This window comes from Actinomycetospora lutea (genome assembly GCF_028737205.1).
Taxonomy (GTDB): Bacteria; Actinomycetota; Actinomycetes; order Mycobacteriales; family Pseudonocardiaceae; genus Actinomycetospora; species Actinomycetospora lutea.
This window is the reverse complement of record NZ_JAQZAL010000030.1, coordinates 22220-40451: the sequence shown is the minus strand read 5'-3', so window position 1 is coordinate 40451 and position 18232 is coordinate 22220. Positions and strand designations below refer to the sequence as shown.

The window sequence follows — 18232 nt, the reverse complement described above, 5'->3', positions numbered from 1 at the left end:
GGAGTCGGGGGAGGAGGACGAGAAGACGCGGGTGCCGGCCTGCGTGCCGGTCGCGGGCGGCGTCACGGCCCCGCGGACCGCGGCCTGCGGTCGGACAGCAGGGCCACCGCCGCCGTCTCGCCGGCGGGCTCGGCGGCGCCCGTGTCGGGCAGCACGTCCTCGAGAGGGACGTCGGTGGCGCGCTCGACGATCACCCGCAGCGCCAGGCGGTGCGCCTCGCCGCGGCTCGACGGCGCCGCGGCGAGCACGCGGACGTCGTCGGCGAGCACGGAGAGCACGCGCCACGCGAAGGTGTCGGTCGGCAGCGTCGTCGGCCCGGTCGTGAGCACCGACGCGGTCATGGTGATCCGCTCGTCGTCGACGGCGAAGGTGACGGTCAGTCGGGTCCCGGGACGGGCGAGCGCGGCGAGGCACGTGCACGCTTCGTCCACCGCGAGTCGGAGGTCGTCGACCGAGTCCAGGGGGAACTCGGCGCGTGCCGCGAGGTCGCCGGCGACGGTGCGCACGGTGACGAGCGCCTCCGGCACCGGCAGGACACGCACTTCGACGTCACGCGGCGCACCCGGGGCCCGGTCCTCGGGCGGCTGGGGGCGGATCAACGGGGTTCCTCCTGGTCGGTCTCGCCCACGGGGGCGTCGGACGGACCGGCGAGGTTCCGGTCTCCCGGCGTGTACCCGGGGCCCCTGACCACAAACCGACGCCCAGGTCGGGCGGGTGCCCCGTGTCGCGGGTCGCGGGCGGCCCGTCGGCGTGGTGTGCTGGCCGGCCGTGAGCGCCCGGCCCCGCGCGGTGCTGTTCGACCGCGACGGCACCCTCGTCGTCGACGTCCCCTACAACGGCGACCCCGACGCCGTCCGCCCGATGCCCGCCGCGGCCGCGGCCCTCGCATGCGTGCGCGCGGCGGGCGTGCCCGTCGGCGTGGTCTCCAACCAGTCCGGGATCGCCCGCGGACTGCTCGACGCCGGTCAGGTGAGCGCGGTCAACACCCGGGTCGAGGAGCTGCTCGGCCCGTTCGCGGTGTGGCGGTGGTGCCCGCACGGTGCCGGGGACGGCTGCGCGTGCCGCAAGCCCGCGCCCGGCATGGTGCTGGACGCGGCCGCCGCGCTCGGCGTCCCGCCGGGCGAGGTCGCGCTGATCGGTGACATCGCCGCCGACGTCGGGGCCGCCGACGCGGCGGGGGCGCGCGCGGTGCTCGTCCCGACCGCGGCGACCCGCCGCGAGGAGGTCGAGGACGCCCGGACCCGCGGGCGCCTCGCCGACGACCTGCTCGGCGCGGTCGAACTGCTCGGGTTCAGCGCATGATCACGGGTCGAGCTCCGCAGGCTCCGTCTCCCGGCCGCCGGGTCCTCGTGGTCCGCCTCGACAGCGACGGCGACGTCCTGCTCGCCGGGCCCGCGGTGCGCGCGGTCGCCGCCGGCGCGGACGAGGTGATCGCGGTCGTCGGGCCCCGCGGGCGCCAGGCGGCCGGGCTGCTGCCGGGCGTCGGCGCCGTGTCGGTGTGGCGTTGCCCGTGGGTGGACGCCGAGCCGCCGCCGGTGACGCGGGAGGACACCGCGGCGACGGTCGGGATGCTGGCGGCCCACGGCGCCGACGAGGCCGTGGTCCTGACGTCGTTCCACCAGTCCCCGCTGCCGACCGCCCTCGTGCTGCGCCTCGCCGGCGTGCGGCGGATCACCGCGGCGTCGGTCGACTACCCCGGCAGCCTGCTCGACGTCCGGCTGCGCCCCGGCGACCCCGCCCTCGACGGCACCGTCGACCTGCCCGACGACCTCCCCGAGCCCGAGCGCGCGCTGGCGATCGCGCAGCGCGCCGGCTACGCGCTGCCGCCCGGGGACGACGGGCGCCTCGCCGTCACCGTCGACGCCGCCGCGCGCGGCGAGGCGGCGGAGGCCCTCGCCGCGCACGACGTCACCGGCGACTACGTCGTGCTGCACCCCGGCGCGTCGGTGCCGGCGCGGGCGTGGTCGCCGCACCGGGCCGCGGAGGGCGTCGCGGCGCTCGCGGCCGCCGGGCACCGGGTGGTCGTGACCGGCGCCCCGGGGGAGGCGGAGCTCACCGCCGCGGTCGCCGGACACGACGGGGTGGATCTCGGCGGGCGCACCGGGTTCGGCGCGCTGGCCGCCGTGCTCGCCGGTGCGCGGGCGGTCGTGGTGGGCAACACGGGTCCGGCCCACCTGGCCGCCGCGGTGGGTGTGCCGGTGGTCTCCCTGTTCGCCCCCGTCGTTCCCCCACACCGGTGGGCTCCTTACGGAGTGCGACGAATTCTGCTCGGTGACCAGGGCGCTCTCTGCCGGGGAACACGCGCCCGGAACTGCCCCGTGCCTGGTCATCCGTGCCTCGACGACATCCGGGGTGCCGACGTCGTCGCCGCGGTCTCCAGCCTGATCGACGGAGAGTAGTAGTTCGGTCGGCGGCGTTTACCGGTTCGACGCGGTACCAATACCTCGCCGGTGACCTTCCCGTCCCCGTCCGCCCCGGCGCGGACCGTGCTGCACTGGCACGTGCACGGCTCCTGGACCACCGCGTTCGTCCAGGGTCGGCACACGTGCCTGCTGCCGGTCCTGCCCGAGGGCGGACCGTGGGGCGGCGGTCGGCCGGCGGCGTGGGACTGGCCCGCCCGCGCCGAGGAGGCCACCCCGGACCAGCTGCGCGAGCGCACCGACGAGATCGACGCGGTCGTGCTCCAGCGTCCGGAGGAGATCGAGCTGACCGAGCGCTGGACCGGACGGCGCCCGGGGGTCGACCTGCCCGCCGTGTTCGTGGAGCACAACACGCCCCAGGGCGACGTGCCGCGGTCCCGGCACCCGCTGGCCGACCGCGACGACATCCCCGTCGTGCACGTCACGCACTTCAACGCGCTGATGTGGGACACCGGCCGCGCGCCGGTCCACGTCATCGAGCACGGCGTGATCGACCCCGGTGACCGCTACACCGGGGAGCTCGCCCGCGCGGCGGTCGTCGTCAACGAGCCGGTGCGCCGCGGCCGCGTCACCGGCACCGACCTGCTGCCCGGCTTCGCCGACACCGTCGGTCTCGACGTCTACGGGATCGGCAGCGAGCGCCTCGGCGAGGCCGTCACCCACCCCGGCGTCGCCATCGGCGGCGACCTGCCCCAGGACCGCCTGCACACCGAGATGGCGCGCCACCGCGTCTACCTGCACCCGGTGCGCTGGACGTCGCTGGGCCTGTCGCTGATCGAGGCGATGATGCTCGGGATGCCGGTGGTGGCGCTGGCGACCACCGAGGCCGCGGTCGACGTCCCGGCCGCGGCCGGTGTCGTCGCCACCGATCTGCGGGTCCTCCACGAGGGCCTGCGCACCTACTGCGACGACCCCGGGCTCGCCCGCGAGGCGGGCGCCGCTGCCCGGGCCGCGGCGCTGGCCCGGCACGGCGTGGACCGCTTCACCGACGACTGGGCGCGGTTGCTCGGCGACCTGATCGACGGCACCGCCGCCCGAGATCCCCAGGGGTTGGCACCCGCGGTCTGACCCCGCGGGCTGAAACGGGACCGGTCCAGACCAGGGGCCGGACCCGGACCCCGCACGTCCCTGTGGCGGCCCCACGGCCCGCCCCCTCGATCGATGGACCCGGCGCGCTCACCCGCGCCGAGGGAGGAGTGCGCATGCGGATCGCGATGGTGTCCGAGCACGCGAGCCCGCTCGCCGCGTCGAGCGGGCTGGGCGGCGCCGACGCCGGCGGTCAGAACGTCGCCGTGCGCGCGCTGGCCCTGGCGCTGGCCGACGCCGGCCACGAGATCGTCGTCCACACCCGGCGCGCCGACCCGGCCGTGCCCCGCCGGGTCGCCATGGCCCCCGGGGTGACCGTCGACCACGTCGACGCCGGCCCGGCGCGCGAGCTGCCCAAGGACGACCTCGTCGACCACATGGACGCGTTCTCGGCCGACCTCGCCGCCTGCTGGCGCGACGAGACGCCCGACGTCGTGCACGCGCACTTCTGGATGTCCGGCCTCGCCGCCCTGCCCGCGGCCCGCGCACTCGGCGTGCCGATCGTGCAGACCTTCCACGCGCTCGGGTCGGTCAAGCGCCGCCACCAGGGCGCCGACGACACGAGCCCGGCCCGCCGCGTCGCGGTGGAGAGCGACCTCGGCGCGTCGGTCGACCGGGTGCTCGCGACCTGCCACGACGAGGTCGACGAGCTCGTCGCCCTCGGTGTCCCGGCCGAGCGCACCACCGTCGTGCCGTGCGGCGTGGACGTCGCGCACTTCACGCCGGGAGACGCCGCGTTCGCGGCGACCGGTCGCCGGAAGGCCGACGGCGTCTTCCGCATCGCCTCGGTGAGCCGGCTCGTGCCGCGCAAGGGCGTCGACACCGTCATCTCCGCGCTGGCGCGTCTGCCCGGTGACGCGGAGCTCGTCGTCGCGGGCGGTCCGCGGCCCGAGGGGCTCGACGACGACCCGGAGGTGGCGCGGCTGCGGGCCCTGGCCCGCGCGGTCGGGGTCGCCGACCGCGTGCACTTCCTCGGCGCCGTCGGCCACGACGCCCTGCCCGCGCTCTACCGCTCCGCCGACGCCGTGGCCTGCGTGCCCACCTACGAGCCGTTCGGTCTTGTGCCGCTCGAGGCGATGGCCTGCGGACGCCCCGTCGTGGCGGCCGCGGTCGGCGGGCTCGCCGACACCGTCGTCGACGGCGTCACCGGCCACCACGTGCCCGCGGGCGACCCGGGCGCGGTGGCCGCCGCCCTCGAGCGACTGCGCGCCGACCCGCGCCGCGCGCGGCGCTTCGGCCGTGCCGGGCGGCGCCGCGCCGAGACCGAGTACGGCTGGGACCGCGTGGCGGCCGCGCACGAGCGCGTCTACGGCGAGGTCGCCTCCGCCGCCGTCCCGGCCCTGTCCACCGCCCTGACGACGGGGAGCCCCGCATGAGCCACGAGATCGTCCACCGCCACCTCGGCGGGCTGCGGGGCACGCTCGAGGGCCTCGCCGGCGAGTCCGAGCGCATCGAGCGCTGGGGCGTCGAGCTCGCCACCCGGCTGCGCCACGGCTCGCGGCTGCTCGCCGCGGGCAACGGGGGTAGCGCCGCGGAGGCGCAGCACCTCACCGCCGAGCTCGTCGGGCGCTACCGCGGCGAGCGCGAGCCGCTGTCGGCGATCGCGCTGCACGCCGACACGTCGGCGATCACCGCGCTGGGCAACGACTACGGCTACGACGAGGTGTTCGCCCGCCAGGTGCGCGCCCACGGGCGCCCCGGCGACGTCCTCGTGCTGCTCTCGACCAGCGGGCGCAGCCCGAACCTCGTCGCCGCGGCCGAGGCCGGGCGCGCGCTCGGGCTCACGGTCTGGGCACTGACCGGGCCGGGCCCCAACCCGCTCGCCACCGCGGCGAGCGAGGCGCTGTGCCTGCGCGGCGAGACGCCGTCGGTGCAGGAGGCGCACCTGGTGACCGTGCACCTGCTGTGCGAGGTCGTCGACCGGGTCCTGGCGCCGGCGCCGCGCGGTGTCGCCGGGGACGTCGCCGAGGAGCTCGTGCCGTGAGCCCCCGCACGCGCGCCTCGATCGTGGTGGTCGGTGACTGCCTGCGCGACGTCGACGTGGTCGGCGCCGTGGAGCGGCTGTGCCCGGACGCGCCCGCGCCGGTGCTCGCGGCTGCCGGGCGTCGCGAGCGCCCCGGCGGCGCGGGCCTGACCGCCCTGCTCGCCGCGCGGAGCACGCGCCGCCCGGTGCGGCTGGTGACCGCGCTCGGGGCGGACGCCGACGAGATGCGCGCCCTGCTGGCCGGCGTGGACGTCGTGGCGGTCGACGCCGAGGGCAGCACCCCGACCAAGACCCGGATGCTCGCCGACGACCGCGTGCTGCTGCGGGTGGACGACGGCGGGCTGGCTCCGTTCGCGGCCGGCGCGCAGATCGCCGACGCGATCGCCGGCGCCGGCGTGGTGCTCGTGTCGGACTACGGGCGCGGGATGACCGCCGACCCCGTGGTGCGCGCGGCCCTGACGTCGGCGGCGACCCGGGTCCCCGTCGTCTGGGACCCGCACCCGCACGGCGCCGCGCCCGTCCCCGGCGCCACCCTCGTCACCCCGAACATGGCCGAGGCGCGTGGCTATGTGAGCGAAATTCCCGGCCATAGCCGGGAATTTCGCTCACATGGGTTCCCGGCCGAACCCGCCGCGCTCGGCGACGCGCTGCGCGAGCACTGGGGCGTCGACGCCGTCGCCGTGACCGCCGGCCGCGACGGCGCGGTCCTGCGCAGCGCCACCGGCACCTCGGTGACGCCCGCCGCGCCCGCGACCGGCGGCGACCCCTGCGGCGCCGGCGACCGGTTCGCCGCGAGCGTCGCGGTCGCCCTCGCCGAGGGTTCGGCCGTCGACGACGCCGTGCGCCGGGCCGTCGCCGACGCCGCCGCGTTCGTCGCCGCCGGCGGGGCCGCCGGGCTGGACGACGAGCCCGACGCCCCGGAACCGGGGACCGACGTCGTCGCGGCCGCCCGCGCCCGCGGCGCCACCGTCGTCGCCACCGGCGGCTGTTTCGACCTCCTGCACGCCGGGCACGCCCGGACCCTGGCCGCCGCCCGACAGCTCGCTGGCGACGACGGCGTGCTGGTCGTCTGCCTGAACTCCGATGCCTCGGTCCGCCGGCTCAAGGGCCCCGACCGGCCCGTGGTCGCCGAGGCCGACCGTGCCGAGATGCTCGCCGCGCTCGCGTCGGTCGACGCCGTCGAGGTGTTCGACGAGGACGACCCGCGCGCCGTGCTCGACCGCCTGCGCCCCGACGTGTGGGTCAAGGGCGGCGACTACGCCACCGACGAACTGCTCGAGACCCCCCTGGTGCGCAGCTGGGGCGGCGAGGTCGTCGCGGTCCCGTACCACGCGGGCCGCTCGTCGACCCGCCTGCTGGCCCGTCTCGACCCGACCACCGACCCCGTTCTCGAGGGAGATCCGTCATGACCGACCCCGGTACCGTCCTCGTCACCGGCGGCTCGTCCGGCCTGGGCGCCGCCGTGGCCGACGCCGTCGTCGCCGCGGGCGGCACCCCCGTGGTGCTCGACCTCAAGGCGCCCGACGCCGGGCACGCCTTCGTCGAGGTCGACCTCGCCGACCCCCGCGCCGCCGAGTCGGCCGTGGCCCGCGCGAGCGAGCAGGTCGGCGGGCTCGACGCCGTCGTCACCGCCGCCGGCATCGACCGCTGCGGCACGCTCGTCGACGTCGACCCCGGCGAGTGGGACCGCGTGATCGCGGTGAACCTGCTCGGCACCGCCGCGGTGGTCCGCGCGGCCCTGCCCGAGCTCGATGCGCGCCGCGGCAAGGTCGTCACCGTGTCCTCGACGCTCGGGGTCAAGGCGGTGTCCGACGCGACCGCCTACTGCGCGTCGAAGTTCGGCGTCGTCGGCTTCACCCGCGCGCTGGCCGCCGAGACCGCCGGGCGGGTCGGGGTGACGTTGCTGATCCCCGGCGGCATGTGGACGCACTTCTTCGACGACCGCCCCGACCAGTACAAGCCCGGCGCCGACGCCAAGCTCAACGACCCGGCGCAGACCGCCGACGCGGTGCTCTACGCGCTCACCCGGCCCGCGGGCAGCGAGATCCGCGAGCTGGTGGCCACCTCGTCGGAGGAGGGCTCGTACCCGTGAGCTGCTCCTCTACACAGGGGTCAGCGCAGGTCGGCGGCCGCCGCGTCGGCGTCGGGGTAGGTGTCGAACAGCTCGGTGAGACCGGTGAGGCTCAGCGCCCGTCCCGCGGTGCGCGGCACCCCGGCCAGACGCAGCTCGCCCTCCCGGCTGATCGCGGCCTCGCGCTCGGCGATGAGCAGCGCCAGCCCCGCCGAGCCCATGAACTCGACGCCGGAGAGGTCCAGCACCACGTGCCGGGCGCCGGCCTGCACCTGCTCGTGGATCGCGGAGCGCAGCGGCGACGCGGTGGCCGTGTCGACGTCGCCGACCGGGCGCACGACCGCCACCTCCGGGCTCACGAGACTGGCGGAGACGCCGCGGGTGTCGGGCGTGGGCTGGTCGTCGGCCATCGGCGCTCCCGGGACGGGCGGGTCACCCCGTCGGTGACAGAACGAAGGGCGACAGTACCGAGGCCGCCCTCCGAGCGCCGAGCGGCGGGAACGCGTTCCGCCGACAGCACCCGTGCGGGTTCCCCCGGAAGGACGGATCGTTGATGGCTGCGCCCGAGATCGCGCGCTGCGGGACCGCGACACCCCCGTCGACGACACTCGCGTCGGCGACGCCCCCGCTCACCGCCGCCCCGCTCGCCGCCGACCTGCCCGCGCGCCTCGCGGCGACCGCCCCGCGCGTGGTCGTGCTCGGCGACGCCGTGCTCGACCAGTGGCTGACCGGCCCGTCGCGACGGCTCTCGCGCGAGGCCCCGGTGCCGGTCGTCGAGGTCGACCACACGCGCGGCTCGCCCGGCGCCGCGGCCAACACCGCGGCCAACCTCGCCGCCCTCGGCGCGCGCACCGAGCTGGTCTCGGTGCTCGGCGACGACGCCGACGCGGCGACCGTGCGCGAGCTGCTCACGTCCCACGGCGTCGGCATCGACGGCGTGGTCACCGACCCGACGCGCCCGACCGCGGCCAAGCGCCGCGTGCTCGCCGACGACGCGCTGGTCGCCCGCTTCGACACCTCGTCGCGCGCCCCGCTGGACGCGGCGGCGCGCGAGGCCCTGCACGCCGCGCTGCGCCGCGTGGTCGTCGGCGCGGACGCGGTCGTCGTGTGCGACTACGACGGCGGCGCGCTCGACGGTGCCGCCGACCTGCTCGGCGAGCTGCTCGGCGCGCCGGGCCAGCGGGCCTGCCGGCTCGTCGTCGACGCCCACGACCCGGCGCGCTGGGCACCGGCGCGCCCCGACGTCGTCACCCCGAACGCGGGCGAGGTCGCGCGGCTGCTGGGCCGCGAGCTCGGCGGGCCCGACCGGGTCGCCGCCGCCGAGGCCGCCGGCCCCGAGCTGCGCGAACGCTCCGCGGCGGGCGCGGTCGTCGTCACCCTCGACCGGGACGGCGCGCTGCTGCTGCCCGCCGACCGCGACGCGCCCGCGCACCGGACGTTCGCCCGCCCGGCGCCGGAGGCCAACACCTGCGGTGCGGGCGACACGTTCACCGCCGCGCTGGTGCTCGCGCTGGCCGCGGGCACCCCGGCCGCGACCGCGGTCGAGCTGGCCCAGGCGGCCGCCGACGTGGTGGTGGGACGGCCCGGGACCTCGGTGTGCGGCACCGGCGAGCTCGCCGAGCGCGTCGCCGCCGCGGAGGGCCCGCTGCTCGACGCCACGTCGCTCGCCGCGATCGTCGACGAGCAGCGTGTCGCGGGCCGGCGGGTGGTGTTCACCAACGGCTGCTTCGACGTCGTGCACCGCGGGCACGTCGCGTCGCTCAACCAGGCCAAGCGCCTCGGCGACGTCCTGATCGTGGCGCTGAACTCCGACGACTCGGTGGCCCGGCTCAAGGGCCCGTCGCGCCCGGTCAACTCCCTCGCCGACCGGGCGGCGGTGATCGGGGCACTGAGCTGCGTCGACCACGTCACCGTGTTCGACGACGACACCCCCGCCGAGCTGCTCGAGCTGCTGCGGCCCGACGTGTACGCCAAGGGCGGGGACTACACGCCCGAGATGCTGCGCGAGTCCGCGACCGTCGGCGCGTACGGCGGGCGCGTCGTCATCCTGGACTACCTGCCCGACCGCTCGACGAGCGCGATCGTGGAGCGGATCCGGGGTGGCTGACGTCGATGTGCTCGTCCCGACCCGGGGGCGCCCCGTGGAGCTGGCGACCACGCTGGCCGGGCTCGCCGCGCAGAGCGGGGTGGACTTCTCGCTGACGATCTCCGACCAGTCCGACGGCGACCCCTCGTGGGCGACGCCCTCGGCGCGGACGGTGATCCGGTGGCTGCAGCGGCGCGGCGTCGAGGTCGCGCTGCACCGCCACCTGCCGCCGCGCGGGATGGCCGAGCAGCGCGCGTTCCTGCTGTCGTGCGCGTCGGCGCCCGCGGTGCTCTACCTCGACGACGACGTGTGGCTCGAGCCCGGCGCGCTCGCGCGGCTGCACCGGGCGCTGGGGGAGCTGCGCTGCGGGATGGTCGGCGCGGCGATGCAGGCGCTCGGGCACGCCGAGGACCGGCGCCCGCACGAGGTGACGTCGTTCGAGCGGTGGTCCGGGCACGTGCAGCCGGAGACGCTGGTCAAGGACGGCCCGGGCTGGGAGCGCTGGCGCCTGCACAACGCGGCGAACGGGCTGCACCTGGCGGAGTCGTTGGATCTCGACGGGCCGGGGCGTGCCCTCCCCCCGGCGGAGCGCTACGTGGCGTACAAGGTGGCCTGGGTGGCGGGGTGCGTGCTGTTCGACCGCGCCGCGCTGGTCGAGGCCGGCGGGTTCGAGTTCTGGCGCGACCTGCCCCCCGACGCGCACGGCGAGGACGTGTACTCGCAGCAGCAGGTGATGGCGCGGTCCGGCGCGGCGGGCATCCTGCCCGGCGGCGCATATCACCAGGAATCCCCGACCGCCCTCCCCGACCGCGGCGTCTCCGCCGTGGACGCCCTCCCCATGTGAGCGGAATTCCCGGCTATAGCCGGGAATTCCGCTCACATAGACCACATGGACCCACCGCTCCGTCCCATCCGGCAGTTCGGAGGAGAGCCGCCACCTCTCGGGCCGTCCGGCACGGAAAGGCGGTGACCTCCTCCCATCCGAAGGGCACCGACGGCTCGCCTGCCACGGCAGCCGTGACGCTGCGCCGGCGGTCGACGAGGGCCGTGCGTGCATCACGGTGGGTGCCGAAGCCGTCGAGGCGCACGATCACCCGCCCGTCGGGCATGTCGTAGAGGATGTCCTCGTATCGACGGACGCCGTCGACGAGCACGGGAGCCTGGCGGTGCCCGACAGGGAGACCGTGGCCCTGTTCGACGTCGACCAGGTACCGGTACTCCAGCTCGGACAGCACGCCGTCGCGCAGGAGTGCCACGGCGGCCGCGATGGCGCGACGGTGTCGCGCCGGGCGGCGCAGCTCCACGGCACTCTCCAGCGCGAGCGGGTGGACTCCGGCCTCCAGGGCGTGGTGGTGGGCCCTGTGCAGCGCCTCCTGCGCGTCGGGTGCGGCAACGGCGAGGTCCAGGACCGTGTGCGCACGACTCGTCCGTGGCGGGTCGCTCCCGACCACGCCGATGTGCGCGAACGCTCGGGAACGGTGGACCTTGACACCGTCGAGCCGCACCGCCGAGCAGCCGTACCGCACCGTCACGTGGACGGGTCGCCGCGGATTCGGTTCGACGAAGCCGTGCAGCTCAGCGGCCGTCTCGTGGCTCAGCATGCCGCCGCTGGGGCACGCGAGCAGGGCTCCGCTCCGCAGCGCGTCCGGGGTCGGCGGACCGGAGTAGGTCAGGTAGACGCCGTCGTGCAGCCGCTGCCAGCGGCCGGCGTCGATCTGGGCCTGGATCCCGTGGTCGGTATATCCACGAGCTCGCAGCTGCGCCCGCGTCACCACCCCGTGCTGGTCACGGAGGAGGCGTTGCCATTCGTCGAGGTCGTCCACACGGCGTTCGACGCACCCGCCCCGTCCCCGGCTCCATCGGCCGGGGTATGTGAGCGAAATTCCCGGCTATAGCCGGGAATCTCGCTCACGTAGGGATCGGGCCACCGCGAGGGTGCGGGGGTCGGTCAGGAGGGCGTCGAGGGAGTGGGAGAGCGGGATGCGCCAGTTCGGGTAGGCGTCGACCGTCCCGGGAAGGTTGGGCTGCCGCACGTCGCCCAGGACGTCGGTGAACGCCGCCAGCACGATGCGCGAGCGGGCCGTCGCGAGCAGCCGGTGCATCGCCAGGACCACCGCGTCCGGATCGTCACCGTCCACCGCGAACCCCTCGGACGCCAGCAGCTCGAGCAGCTCCGAGCGGTCCCGCGCCGCCGCCGCGCGCGCCTCGGCGACGTCGTCGAGCACGCCCGCCTCGGCCCGCGCCCGCACGTGCTCGTCGGCCAGGAACCCCGCCGCCGTCGGCAGGTCGTGGGTCGAGACGCTCGCCAGCGTGTCGGGGTGCCACCGCCGCGGCGGGAGCAGCGCGCCGTCGTCGGAGCGCTGGAACCACAGCACCGCGCACCCCAGCATCCCGTGCTCGGCGAGTCCCTCGGTCACCTCCGGCTCGACGGTGCCCAGGTCCTCGCCCACCACGACCGCGCCGGCCCGCGAGGCCTCGATCGCCACCACCGCGAGCATCGCCCGCGCGTCGTAGTGCACGTACGCGCCCTCGCGCGCGCCCCGGCCCGGCGGGATCCACCACAGCCGCCAGAGACCCGCGACGTGGTCGACGCGCAGCCCGTCGGCGTGGCGCAGCACCCCGCGGATCATCGAGCGCAGCGGCGCGTACCCCGACCGGGCGAGCGCGTCCGGGCGCCACGGCGGCAGCGCCCAGTCCTGGCCCTGCTGGTTGAAGTCGTCGGGCGGCGCGCCGACCGACACCCCCGGCGCCAGCGCGTCCGCCAGCGTCCACGCGTCCGCCCCGCCCGCCGAGCACCCGACGGCGAGGTCGGCGATCAGCCCGACCGCCATGCCCTCGGTCGCCGCGTGCGCCGCCGCCAGCTGCGCGTCGGCCAGCTGCAGGCACCACGCGTGGAACAGCACCCGGTCCGCCAGCTCGTGACGCGCCGCCGCCACGCCGTCGTCCCCCACGTGCCGCAACCCGGCCGGCCACGTGTGCAGGTCGCTGCCGTGGCGTTCCGCCAGCGCGTACCAGGTCGCGACGTCGCGCAGCTCGGGATCGAGCGCCTCGACGTCGGTCGGCGCGGCGTCGTCGTGGGGCCGCAGCAGCTCCAGCGCCGCCCGCTTCGCCGCCCACACCGCTTCGTGGTCGACGAGGTCCCCCGACGGCGGGCGCAGCGCGTCCACGGACGCGCGCACTGACGACGGGGCCGAGTCGTAGGCGTGCGTGTCCGCCACCCGCACGTACAGGGGGTGCAGGAACCGTCGGCTCGACGGCGAGTAGGGCGACGGCTCGACCTGCGGCGCCAGCGCGAGCGCGTGCAGCGGGTTGACCAGCAGCGCGCCCGCACCCTGGTCCGACGCGGTGCGCGACAGCAGCGACGCCAGGTCGCCGTAGTCACCGCAGCCCCACGAGTGCTCCGAGCGCACCGCGTAGAGCTGCACCATCCATCCCCACGTCGGCGGCGGCGGCGTCAGCCGCGCCGGCGCGACGATCAGCGCGACGTCCTGCTCGCCGCACGCCAGCCGGTGGTAGCCGACGGGCAGGTCGTCCGGCACCGACGACACCGACCGCGCGGTGCCGTCCTCCAGGGTGATCGTCCCGGGGCCGGGCAGCGGCCGCGACGACCCCTCGTCCACCACCAGCGTCGCCGGCAGCGCGTCGGGGTCCGCGGACCGCACGGCGTCCAGCGCGGACGCCAGGGCCTCGGGCGTGGTCGCGTCGACGTCGAGCGCGGTCAGCACGTCCAGCACGACGCCGCGGTCGAGCTCGACCTCGCGCTCGGCGGCGTCGCGGTAGCGCACCGCCACGCCGTGGGCGGTGGCGAGCTCGGCGAGCTCGGGCTCGACGCGCTCGGGCACCGGCGTCTCCCAACGGTTCGGACGGGCGGGTACGGGACGCGCAGGATGTCAGGCCGAGGCGGGGCGGCGCGGGGCGGGCGGCAGCTCCTCGGTCCCCGCCGAGCGGCGACGGGCCCGCGCGGCGAGGTCGTCGGCGACGGCGCCCGCCGCGGTCCCCGGACGGCGCACCCTCGCCAGGGCGGCGACCGCGCTCTCCGCGAGGCCGGCGAGCGCCGCGACCGGGCGCGTGCTCCACCCGCGCGCGAGCAGGGCCGCGGCGAGCTCCCGGGCGGCGCCGGGGTCGCGGTGGGCGCGGCGCGCGAGCCCGCGGAGATCGGAGGGCGGGCCGAAGGACGCGGGGAGTGTGTCGGGCGCGCCGGCCGGCGGGGCCAGGGGAGAGGAGCTGGGTTCGCGGAGCACGGTCACCTTCCGTAGGGGTCGCCGACGGGATCGGCCCGGCGGGGCGGCGCGAAACGTGACCTCACGCCGGGGCGAGCAGGTGCTTCTCGCGCACCACCGGCAGCGACAACGTGCGGTAGCCGCCCTCGTCGAACAGGACCACGACCGACTCGTCGGCGACCGTCGTCACCGTCCCCGGGCCCCACTCGTCGTGCCGGACGGCCTCGCCGGGCACCGGGTCGCCGTCCTGCGCGCCCGTCCGCTTCCCGGGGTCGCCCGGGTGCCCGGCGTCGCACTGGTCGCAGAGGCCGCACGGCTCGTCGCGCGACTCCCCGAGCGCCTCGAGCAGGGTCCGGCGCCGGCAGCCGGGGGCCTCGGCGTAGCGGCGCACCAGCTCGACCTTGCTCTGCTCGCGCTCTCGGCGGCGGGCGATGAGCGCGGCCGCCTGGTCGGCGAGGCCGGAGAAGTCGTCGCACGCGATGACGTCCCCGGGGGCCACGCGTCGTCCCGGCAGCCTGGTGACCGCCCCCAGCGCGACCAGCGCCGGCATCGCGCGGGCGAGCCCGGCCTTCGACACCCCGGCGGGCCCGGCGAGCTCGTCCTGCCCGACACCGTCGGGGTGGCGGCACACCGCGGCGAGCACCGTCGTCAGCGCCTCCCGGCGCGGGTCGCGCCCGGAGGCGAACAGCTTGGGTCGGGCGAGGTCCTGCGGCCGGTGGAACAGCACCGCCCGCGCCGGGCCCCCGTCCCGTCCGGCCCGGCCGATCTCCTGGTGGTAGGCGTCGATGGAGGTCGGTGTGTCGCCGTGCAGTACCCAGCGAACGTCGGGCTTGTCGATCCCCATCCCGAACGCGCTGGTCGCGACGACGACCGGCACCTCGCCGCCCATGAACGCGTCCTGCACGCGGGCGCGCTCCCGCGCCCTCATGCCGCCGTCGTAGGCCTCGGCGGTCACGCCGGCCTCGCGCAACCGGTCGCGCACGAGAGTCGTGTGCCCGCGGGTGCCCACATAGACGATGCCGGCGCCCTCGAGCCCGACGACTTCGTCGACCACCCGCTCCCACTTGGCCTCCTCCTCGTGCACGAGGTGCGCGGAGAGGTGGATGTGCGGGCGGTCCGGGTCACGCACCACCACGCACGCGTCGGGCACGCCGAGCAGCTCCAGGATCTCCCCGCGGGCCGGGATCGATGCGGTGGCGGTGAGCGCCAGCACGCGCGGGCGGCCCAGGCGCCGGCGGGCGAGGGCGAGGCCCAGGTAGTCGGGGCGGAAGTCCGGGCCCCAGTCGCAGACGCAGTGCGCCTCGTCCACCGCGAGCAGGGTCGGGGACCCGGCCGCGAGGGCGTCGAGCACGTCCTCGCGGGCCAGCTGCTCGGGCGAGGTCACCAGCACCTCGATCTCGCCGGCCGCGAACCGCTCGAGGACGGCCCCGCGCGCGGACACCGTCGAGTTCAGCACCTCGGCGCGGACGCCGGCGTCGACGAGGTGGGCGACCTGGTCGCGGTGCAGCGACAGCGTCGGCGACACCACCACGGTCGGGCCGCCCAGCACGAGGCCGGTGACGGCGTAGACCGCGGTCTTGCCGGCGGCCGGCGGGAGGACGGCGAAGCAGTCGTCGACGAGCGCGCCGAGCACCGCCTCGCGCTGCCCGCCGCCCAGCTCGGCGCCCTCGCCGAGGACGCGGGCGACGGCCGCGTCGACGGCGTCGAGGGTGGGTCGGTCGACCGGGCCGCAGGGGCCGAGGAGATCCGCAGAGGTGTCGGGCACCGGCCGGTGGTAGCCAGAACTCCTCCACCAGAAACGGCGTTCGCAGGGACGGACAGGGGGGTAAGCCCGGCCGGTGGAACTGGTGCACGTGGAGCCCTACGGACCCGGGATCGGCCGACGCCGTCGCGGCAAGGGGTGGAGCTACTTCGACCGCGAGACCGGTGTGACGATCGACGACCCGGCGCACATCGACCGCATCCGCAAGATCGTCGTCCCGCCCGCGTGGCAGGACGTGTGGATCTGCGCGGATCCGGCCGGGCACATCCAGGCGGTCGGCACCGACGCCGCCGGACGCCGCCAGTACCGCTACCACGAGGCGTGGACCCGCCGGCGCGACCAGGAGAAGTTCGTCCGGGTCACGCGGCTCGGGCACGTCATCGGCGACGCCCGCACCGAGATCGCGGACCGGCTCGGGCGCGGCCGGGGGCTGGGACGCGACCGGGTGCTCGCCGGCGCGGTCTGGATGCTCGACCTCGGGGTGTTCCGCGTCGGCGGCGAGGAGTACGCCAGCGACGACTCGCCCGGCGACGCGTCCTTCGGCCTGGCCACGCTGCGCCGCGAGCACGCCATCGCCCGCCGCGACGGGGGCGTCGAGTTCCGCTACACCGCGAAGTCCGGCGTCCCGCGCCGCGTCACGCTCCACGACGAGCACGTCCACGGCCTGGTGAGCTCGCTCAAGCGCCGCCGCGGCGGGGGCGAGGACCTGCTGGCGTTCCGCCGCGGCGGGCGCGGCGGCGACCGCGGGCCGTGGCACGACGTCACCGCGCAGGACGTCAACGACGCCGTGCGCGAGCTGATCGGCGACGAGTTCACCGCGAAGGACCTGCGGACGTGGAACGCCGGCGTGCAGGCGGCGGTGGCGCTGGCCGGCGAGTGCGACGACACCGGGCTGCCGCCGCGCGCGCAGCGCAAGCAGCGCGGCGCCATCACCCGCACGATGAAGGCCGTGTCCGAGCAGCTCGGCAACACCCCGGCGGTGTGCAAGCGGTCCTACGTCGACCCGGTGCTCATCACGCACTTCGAGAGCGGGCGCACCATCGCCGACGCCGTGCGCGAGGGTGCCGGGATCGAGGACCACGCGATGCGCCGCCACATCGAGAACGCCGTCCTGGCGCTGCTCGACCAGCGCGAGCCCGTGGTCCTGCCCGACGCCGCGTAGGCGCCGATCCCCGGAACCTGCGTCAGACCGTCGCCATCTCCACCCAGACGGTCTTGCCGTCGCGGTGGGCCTCGACGCCCCAGGTGGTCGCCACGGCCGCCACCATCGCCAGGCCCCGCCCGCGCGGCGACGTCGGCTCGGGCAGGCGCGCCTCGGGCAGCGGTGCGAGGTCGAAGTCGCGCACGGTCAGGCGCAGCGAGTGCGCGGTGCGCTCGACCTCCACCACCGAGGCGCTCACCGCGTGCTCGACGGCGTTCGTGACGAGCTCGGTGACGACGATCTCGGCGGCCTCGCGGGCCTCGTCGTCGACCGACCAGCTGCCGCAGACCCGCCGGACGTGCTGACGGGCGTCACCGGGGGCGCGCGGGTCGATGCCGAAGCGCCACCACCCGCGGACCAGCTCCGGCCGCTCGTCGAGGTGGGCCAGCGCGGTGGCCACGTCGGGATGCACCGGGACGCGCTCGGCGACCCGCGAGCTCACGAGCAGGGCGGCACACGTCAGGTCGGGGGCGGCGACGGCGAGGCGGACGTCGGGCCACTCACCGGCGCGCGCCGCGGCCTCGGTGAACGCGTGCACCGCGCCGGAGTGCCGCAGCTCGATCGCCGAGACGTCGGCCACCACCGCGCCGTGCCGGCGCAGGAGTGCGCAGAGGCGGTCGACGAGGGGATGCGCCGTCGTCTCGGACAGCGGGCCGGAGAGCCGGACCACCATCGGGGCGCCGGCGGAGTGCTCGAGGGCCTGCGGGGAGGCGTGTCGAGCGGCCTGCGGGAGGGCCTCCCGGTCCTGCGGCCACGCGCCGGTCCCGCCGTCCCCCGTGGTCTCGAGGGGCAGCTCGATCCTTGTGTCCACGACTCACCTCGGGCCCCTGGTACCCCCGCCCCCGGGCACCCATGCGCACATCCGGGGTCGCGTCGCCGGGCGCGCCGAGCGGTCGCCGGGGCGCCATGATGGGCCCATGAGCGATCAGGACGAACGGCCCTCGTCCGCACTGGCCGCGGCGGCGGCGTCGGGTGCCGGGGAGGGTGCGGGCACCGGTGACCTGGTGGCCTCGCCGGGTGCGGTGATGCGGGTGGCCGGCATGGTCGGCAAGCTCGTCGAGGAGGTCCGGGCGGCGCCGCTGGACGAGGCCGGACGCTCACGCCTCGCGGACATCCACGAGCGCTCGATCACCGAGCTGGAGCAGGGACTCGCGCCGGAGCTGCGCGAGGAGCTGCGCCGCATCACGCTGCCGTTCTCGTCGGACGCGACGCCGTCGCAGGCCGAGCTGCGGATCGCCCAGGCCCAGCTGCTGGGGTGGCTCGAGGGGCTCTTCCACGGCATCCAGAGCGCCGTGCTCGCGCAGCAGATGGCGGCGCGGGGTCAGCTCGAGCAGATGCGTCAGGGCCGGGGCCGTCCCGCGCCGAGCGGGGACGGCAGCGGCCAGTACCTCTAGGTCGTGGT

Annotated in this window: 18 protein-coding genes; 11 read left to right on the top strand and 7 right to left on the bottom strand. The window is 76.8% G+C overall.

All coding sequences use genetic code 11. The features are described 5' to 3' along the window. Positions 1-62: 62 nt before the first annotated feature. Entirely contained in the window at positions 63-599 is a 537-nt protein-coding gene (locus tag PHK61_RS25880; protein WP_274283906.1) for an ATP-binding protein, read from the bottom strand. Positions 600-768: 169 nt separating this feature from the next. Here PHK61_RS25880 and PHK61_RS25875 point away from each other — a divergent pair, with 169 nt between their 5' ends. The 7 genes from PHK61_RS25875 (at position 769) to PHK61_RS25845 (ending at position 7582) form a co-directional block, all read left to right on the top strand. Continuing rightward, a complete protein-coding gene (locus PHK61_RS25875; RefSeq protein ID WP_274283905.1) occupies positions 769-1302 on the top strand; it encodes an HAD-IIIA family hydrolase in 534 nt (177 codons plus the stop codon). After that, positions 1299-2399, top strand: coding sequence for a glycosyltransferase family 9 protein (locus PHK61_RS25870; RefSeq protein WP_274283904.1), 1101 nt, complete (start codon positions 1299-1301; stop codon positions 2397-2399). The genes PHK61_RS25875 and PHK61_RS25870 overlap by 4 nt, the downstream gene beginning before the upstream one ends. Before the next feature lie 51 nt (positions 2400-2450). Further along, complete coding sequence (locus tag PHK61_RS25865; RefSeq protein WP_274283903.1) at positions 2451-3488, top strand: glycosyltransferase; 1038 nt, start codon at positions 2451-2453, stop codon at positions 3486-3488. 134 nt (positions 3489-3622) lie between these two features. Beyond that, a complete protein-coding gene (locus PHK61_RS25860) occupies positions 3623-4882 on the top strand; it encodes a glycosyltransferase (RefSeq protein ID WP_274283902.1) in 1260 nt (419 codons plus the stop codon). Beyond that, positions 4879-5490: a D-sedoheptulose-7-phosphate isomerase gene (locus tag PHK61_RS25855; RefSeq protein WP_274283901.1), complete on the top strand. Its 612-nt coding sequence runs from the start codon at positions 4879-4881 to the stop codon at positions 5488-5490. The genes PHK61_RS25860 and PHK61_RS25855 overlap by 4 nt, the downstream gene beginning before the upstream one ends. After that, positions 5487-6899: a PfkB family carbohydrate kinase gene (locus tag PHK61_RS25850; RefSeq protein ID WP_274283900.1), complete on the top strand. Its 1413-nt coding sequence runs from the start codon at positions 5487-5489 to the stop codon at positions 6897-6899. The genes PHK61_RS25855 and PHK61_RS25850 overlap by 4 nt, the downstream gene beginning before the upstream one ends. Further along, positions 6896-7582, top strand: coding sequence for an SDR family oxidoreductase (locus PHK61_RS25845; RefSeq protein WP_274283899.1), 687 nt, complete (start codon positions 6896-6898; stop codon positions 7580-7582). Before PHK61_RS25850 ends, PHK61_RS25845 begins: the two co-directional genes overlap by 4 nt. 20 nt (positions 7583-7602) lie before the next feature. On the opposite strand, the gene PHK61_RS25840 is transcribed toward PHK61_RS25845, so the two are convergent. Beyond that, positions 7603-7971, bottom strand: a complete 369-nt coding sequence (locus tag PHK61_RS25840) for an STAS domain-containing protein (RefSeq protein ID WP_274283898.1) — start codon at positions 7969-7971, stop codon at positions 7603-7605. Positions 7972-8114: 143 nt separating this feature from the next. Between PHK61_RS25840 and rfaE2 the strand changes: the two genes are divergently transcribed. Together rfaE2 and PHK61_RS25830 are read left to right on the top strand one after the other, a co-directional pair. Continuing rightward, a complete protein-coding gene (gene rfaE2 / locus PHK61_RS25835; protein ID WP_274283897.1) occupies positions 8115-9668 on the top strand; it encodes a D-glycero-beta-D-manno-heptose 1-phosphate adenylyltransferase in 1554 nt (517 codons plus the stop codon). Beyond that, positions 9661-10491: a glycosyltransferase family 2 protein gene (locus PHK61_RS25830; protein WP_274283896.1), complete on the top strand. Its 831-nt coding sequence runs from the start codon at positions 9661-9663 to the stop codon at positions 10489-10491. The genes rfaE2 and PHK61_RS25830 overlap by 8 nt, the downstream gene beginning before the upstream one ends. A 13-nt stretch (positions 10492-10504) precedes the next feature. On the opposite strand, the gene PHK61_RS25825 is transcribed toward PHK61_RS25830, so the two are convergent. From PHK61_RS25825 to PHK61_RS25810, 4 genes are all read right to left on the bottom strand, one after another. Then, entirely contained in the window at positions 10505-11419 is a 915-nt protein-coding gene (locus PHK61_RS25825) for a hypothetical protein (protein WP_274283895.1), read from the bottom strand. A gap of 117 nt (positions 11420-11536) precedes the next feature. After that, the gene (locus tag PHK61_RS25820; protein ID WP_274283894.1) at positions 11537-13489 is read right to left on the bottom strand and encodes a 4-alpha-glucanotransferase; all 1953 of its coding nucleotides are present in this window, start codon (positions 13487-13489) and stop codon (positions 11537-11539) included. Between the two features lie 48 nt (positions 13490-13537). Further along, positions 13538-13888 (bottom strand): hypothetical protein, encoded by a 351-nt coding sequence (locus PHK61_RS25815; RefSeq protein WP_274283893.1) that lies wholly within the window; start codon positions 13886-13888, stop codon positions 13538-13540. A 61-nt stretch (positions 13889-13949) separates the two neighbouring features. Continuing rightward, a complete protein-coding gene (locus PHK61_RS25810) occupies positions 13950-15632 on the bottom strand; it encodes a RecQ family ATP-dependent DNA helicase (RefSeq protein ID WP_274283892.1) in 1683 nt (560 codons plus the stop codon). A 73-nt stretch (positions 15633-15705) separates the two neighbouring features. Here PHK61_RS25810 and PHK61_RS25805 point away from each other — a divergent pair, with 73 nt between their 5' ends. After that, positions 15706-16791 (top strand): DNA topoisomerase IB, encoded by a 1086-nt coding sequence (locus PHK61_RS25805; protein WP_274283891.1) that lies wholly within the window; start codon positions 15706-15708, stop codon positions 16789-16791. A gap of 22 nt (positions 16792-16813) precedes the next feature. Here the strand turns inward: PHK61_RS25805 and PHK61_RS25800 are convergent, their stop codons facing one another. After that, entirely contained in the window at positions 16814-17641 is an 828-nt protein-coding gene (locus tag PHK61_RS25800) for an ATP-binding protein (protein ID WP_274283890.1), read from the bottom strand. 106 nt (positions 17642-17747) lie between these two features. Between PHK61_RS25800 and PHK61_RS25795 the strand changes: the two genes are divergently transcribed. After that, complete coding sequence (locus tag PHK61_RS25795) at positions 17748-18224, top strand: bacterial proteasome activator family protein (RefSeq protein WP_274283889.1); 477 nt, start codon at positions 17748-17750, stop codon at positions 18222-18224. The last annotated feature ends 8 nt before the right edge of the window (positions 18225-18232 follow it).

Bases quoted from the DNA above. Each gene is read 5' to 3' on its own strand.
- PHK61_RS25845 (WP_274283899.1), top strand. From the start codon at position 6,896: ATGACCGACCCCGGTACCGTCCTCGTCACCGGCGGCTCGTCCGGCCTG.
- PHK61_RS25860 (WP_274283902.1), top strand. From the start codon at position 3,623: ATGCGGATCGCGATGGTGTCCGAGCACGCGAGCCCGCTCGCCGCGTCG.
- rfaE2 (WP_274283897.1), top strand. From the start codon at position 8,115: ATGGCTGCGCCCGAGATCGCGCGCTGCGGGACCGCGACACCCCCGTCG.
- PHK61_RS25840 (WP_274283898.1), bottom strand. From the start codon at position 7,971: ATGGCCGACGACCAGCCCACGCCCGACACCCGCGGCGTCTCCGCCAGT.
- PHK61_RS25855 (WP_274283901.1), top strand. From the start codon at position 4,879: ATGAGCCACGAGATCGTCCACCGCCACCTCGGCGGGCTGCGGGGCACG.
- PHK61_RS25795 (WP_274283889.1), top strand. From the start codon at position 17,748: ATGAGCGATCAGGACGAACGGCCCTCGTCCGCACTGGCCGCGGCGGCG.
- PHK61_RS25870 (WP_274283904.1), top strand. From the start codon at position 1,299: ATGATCACGGGTCGAGCTCCGCAGGCTCCGTCTCCCGGCCGCCGGGTC.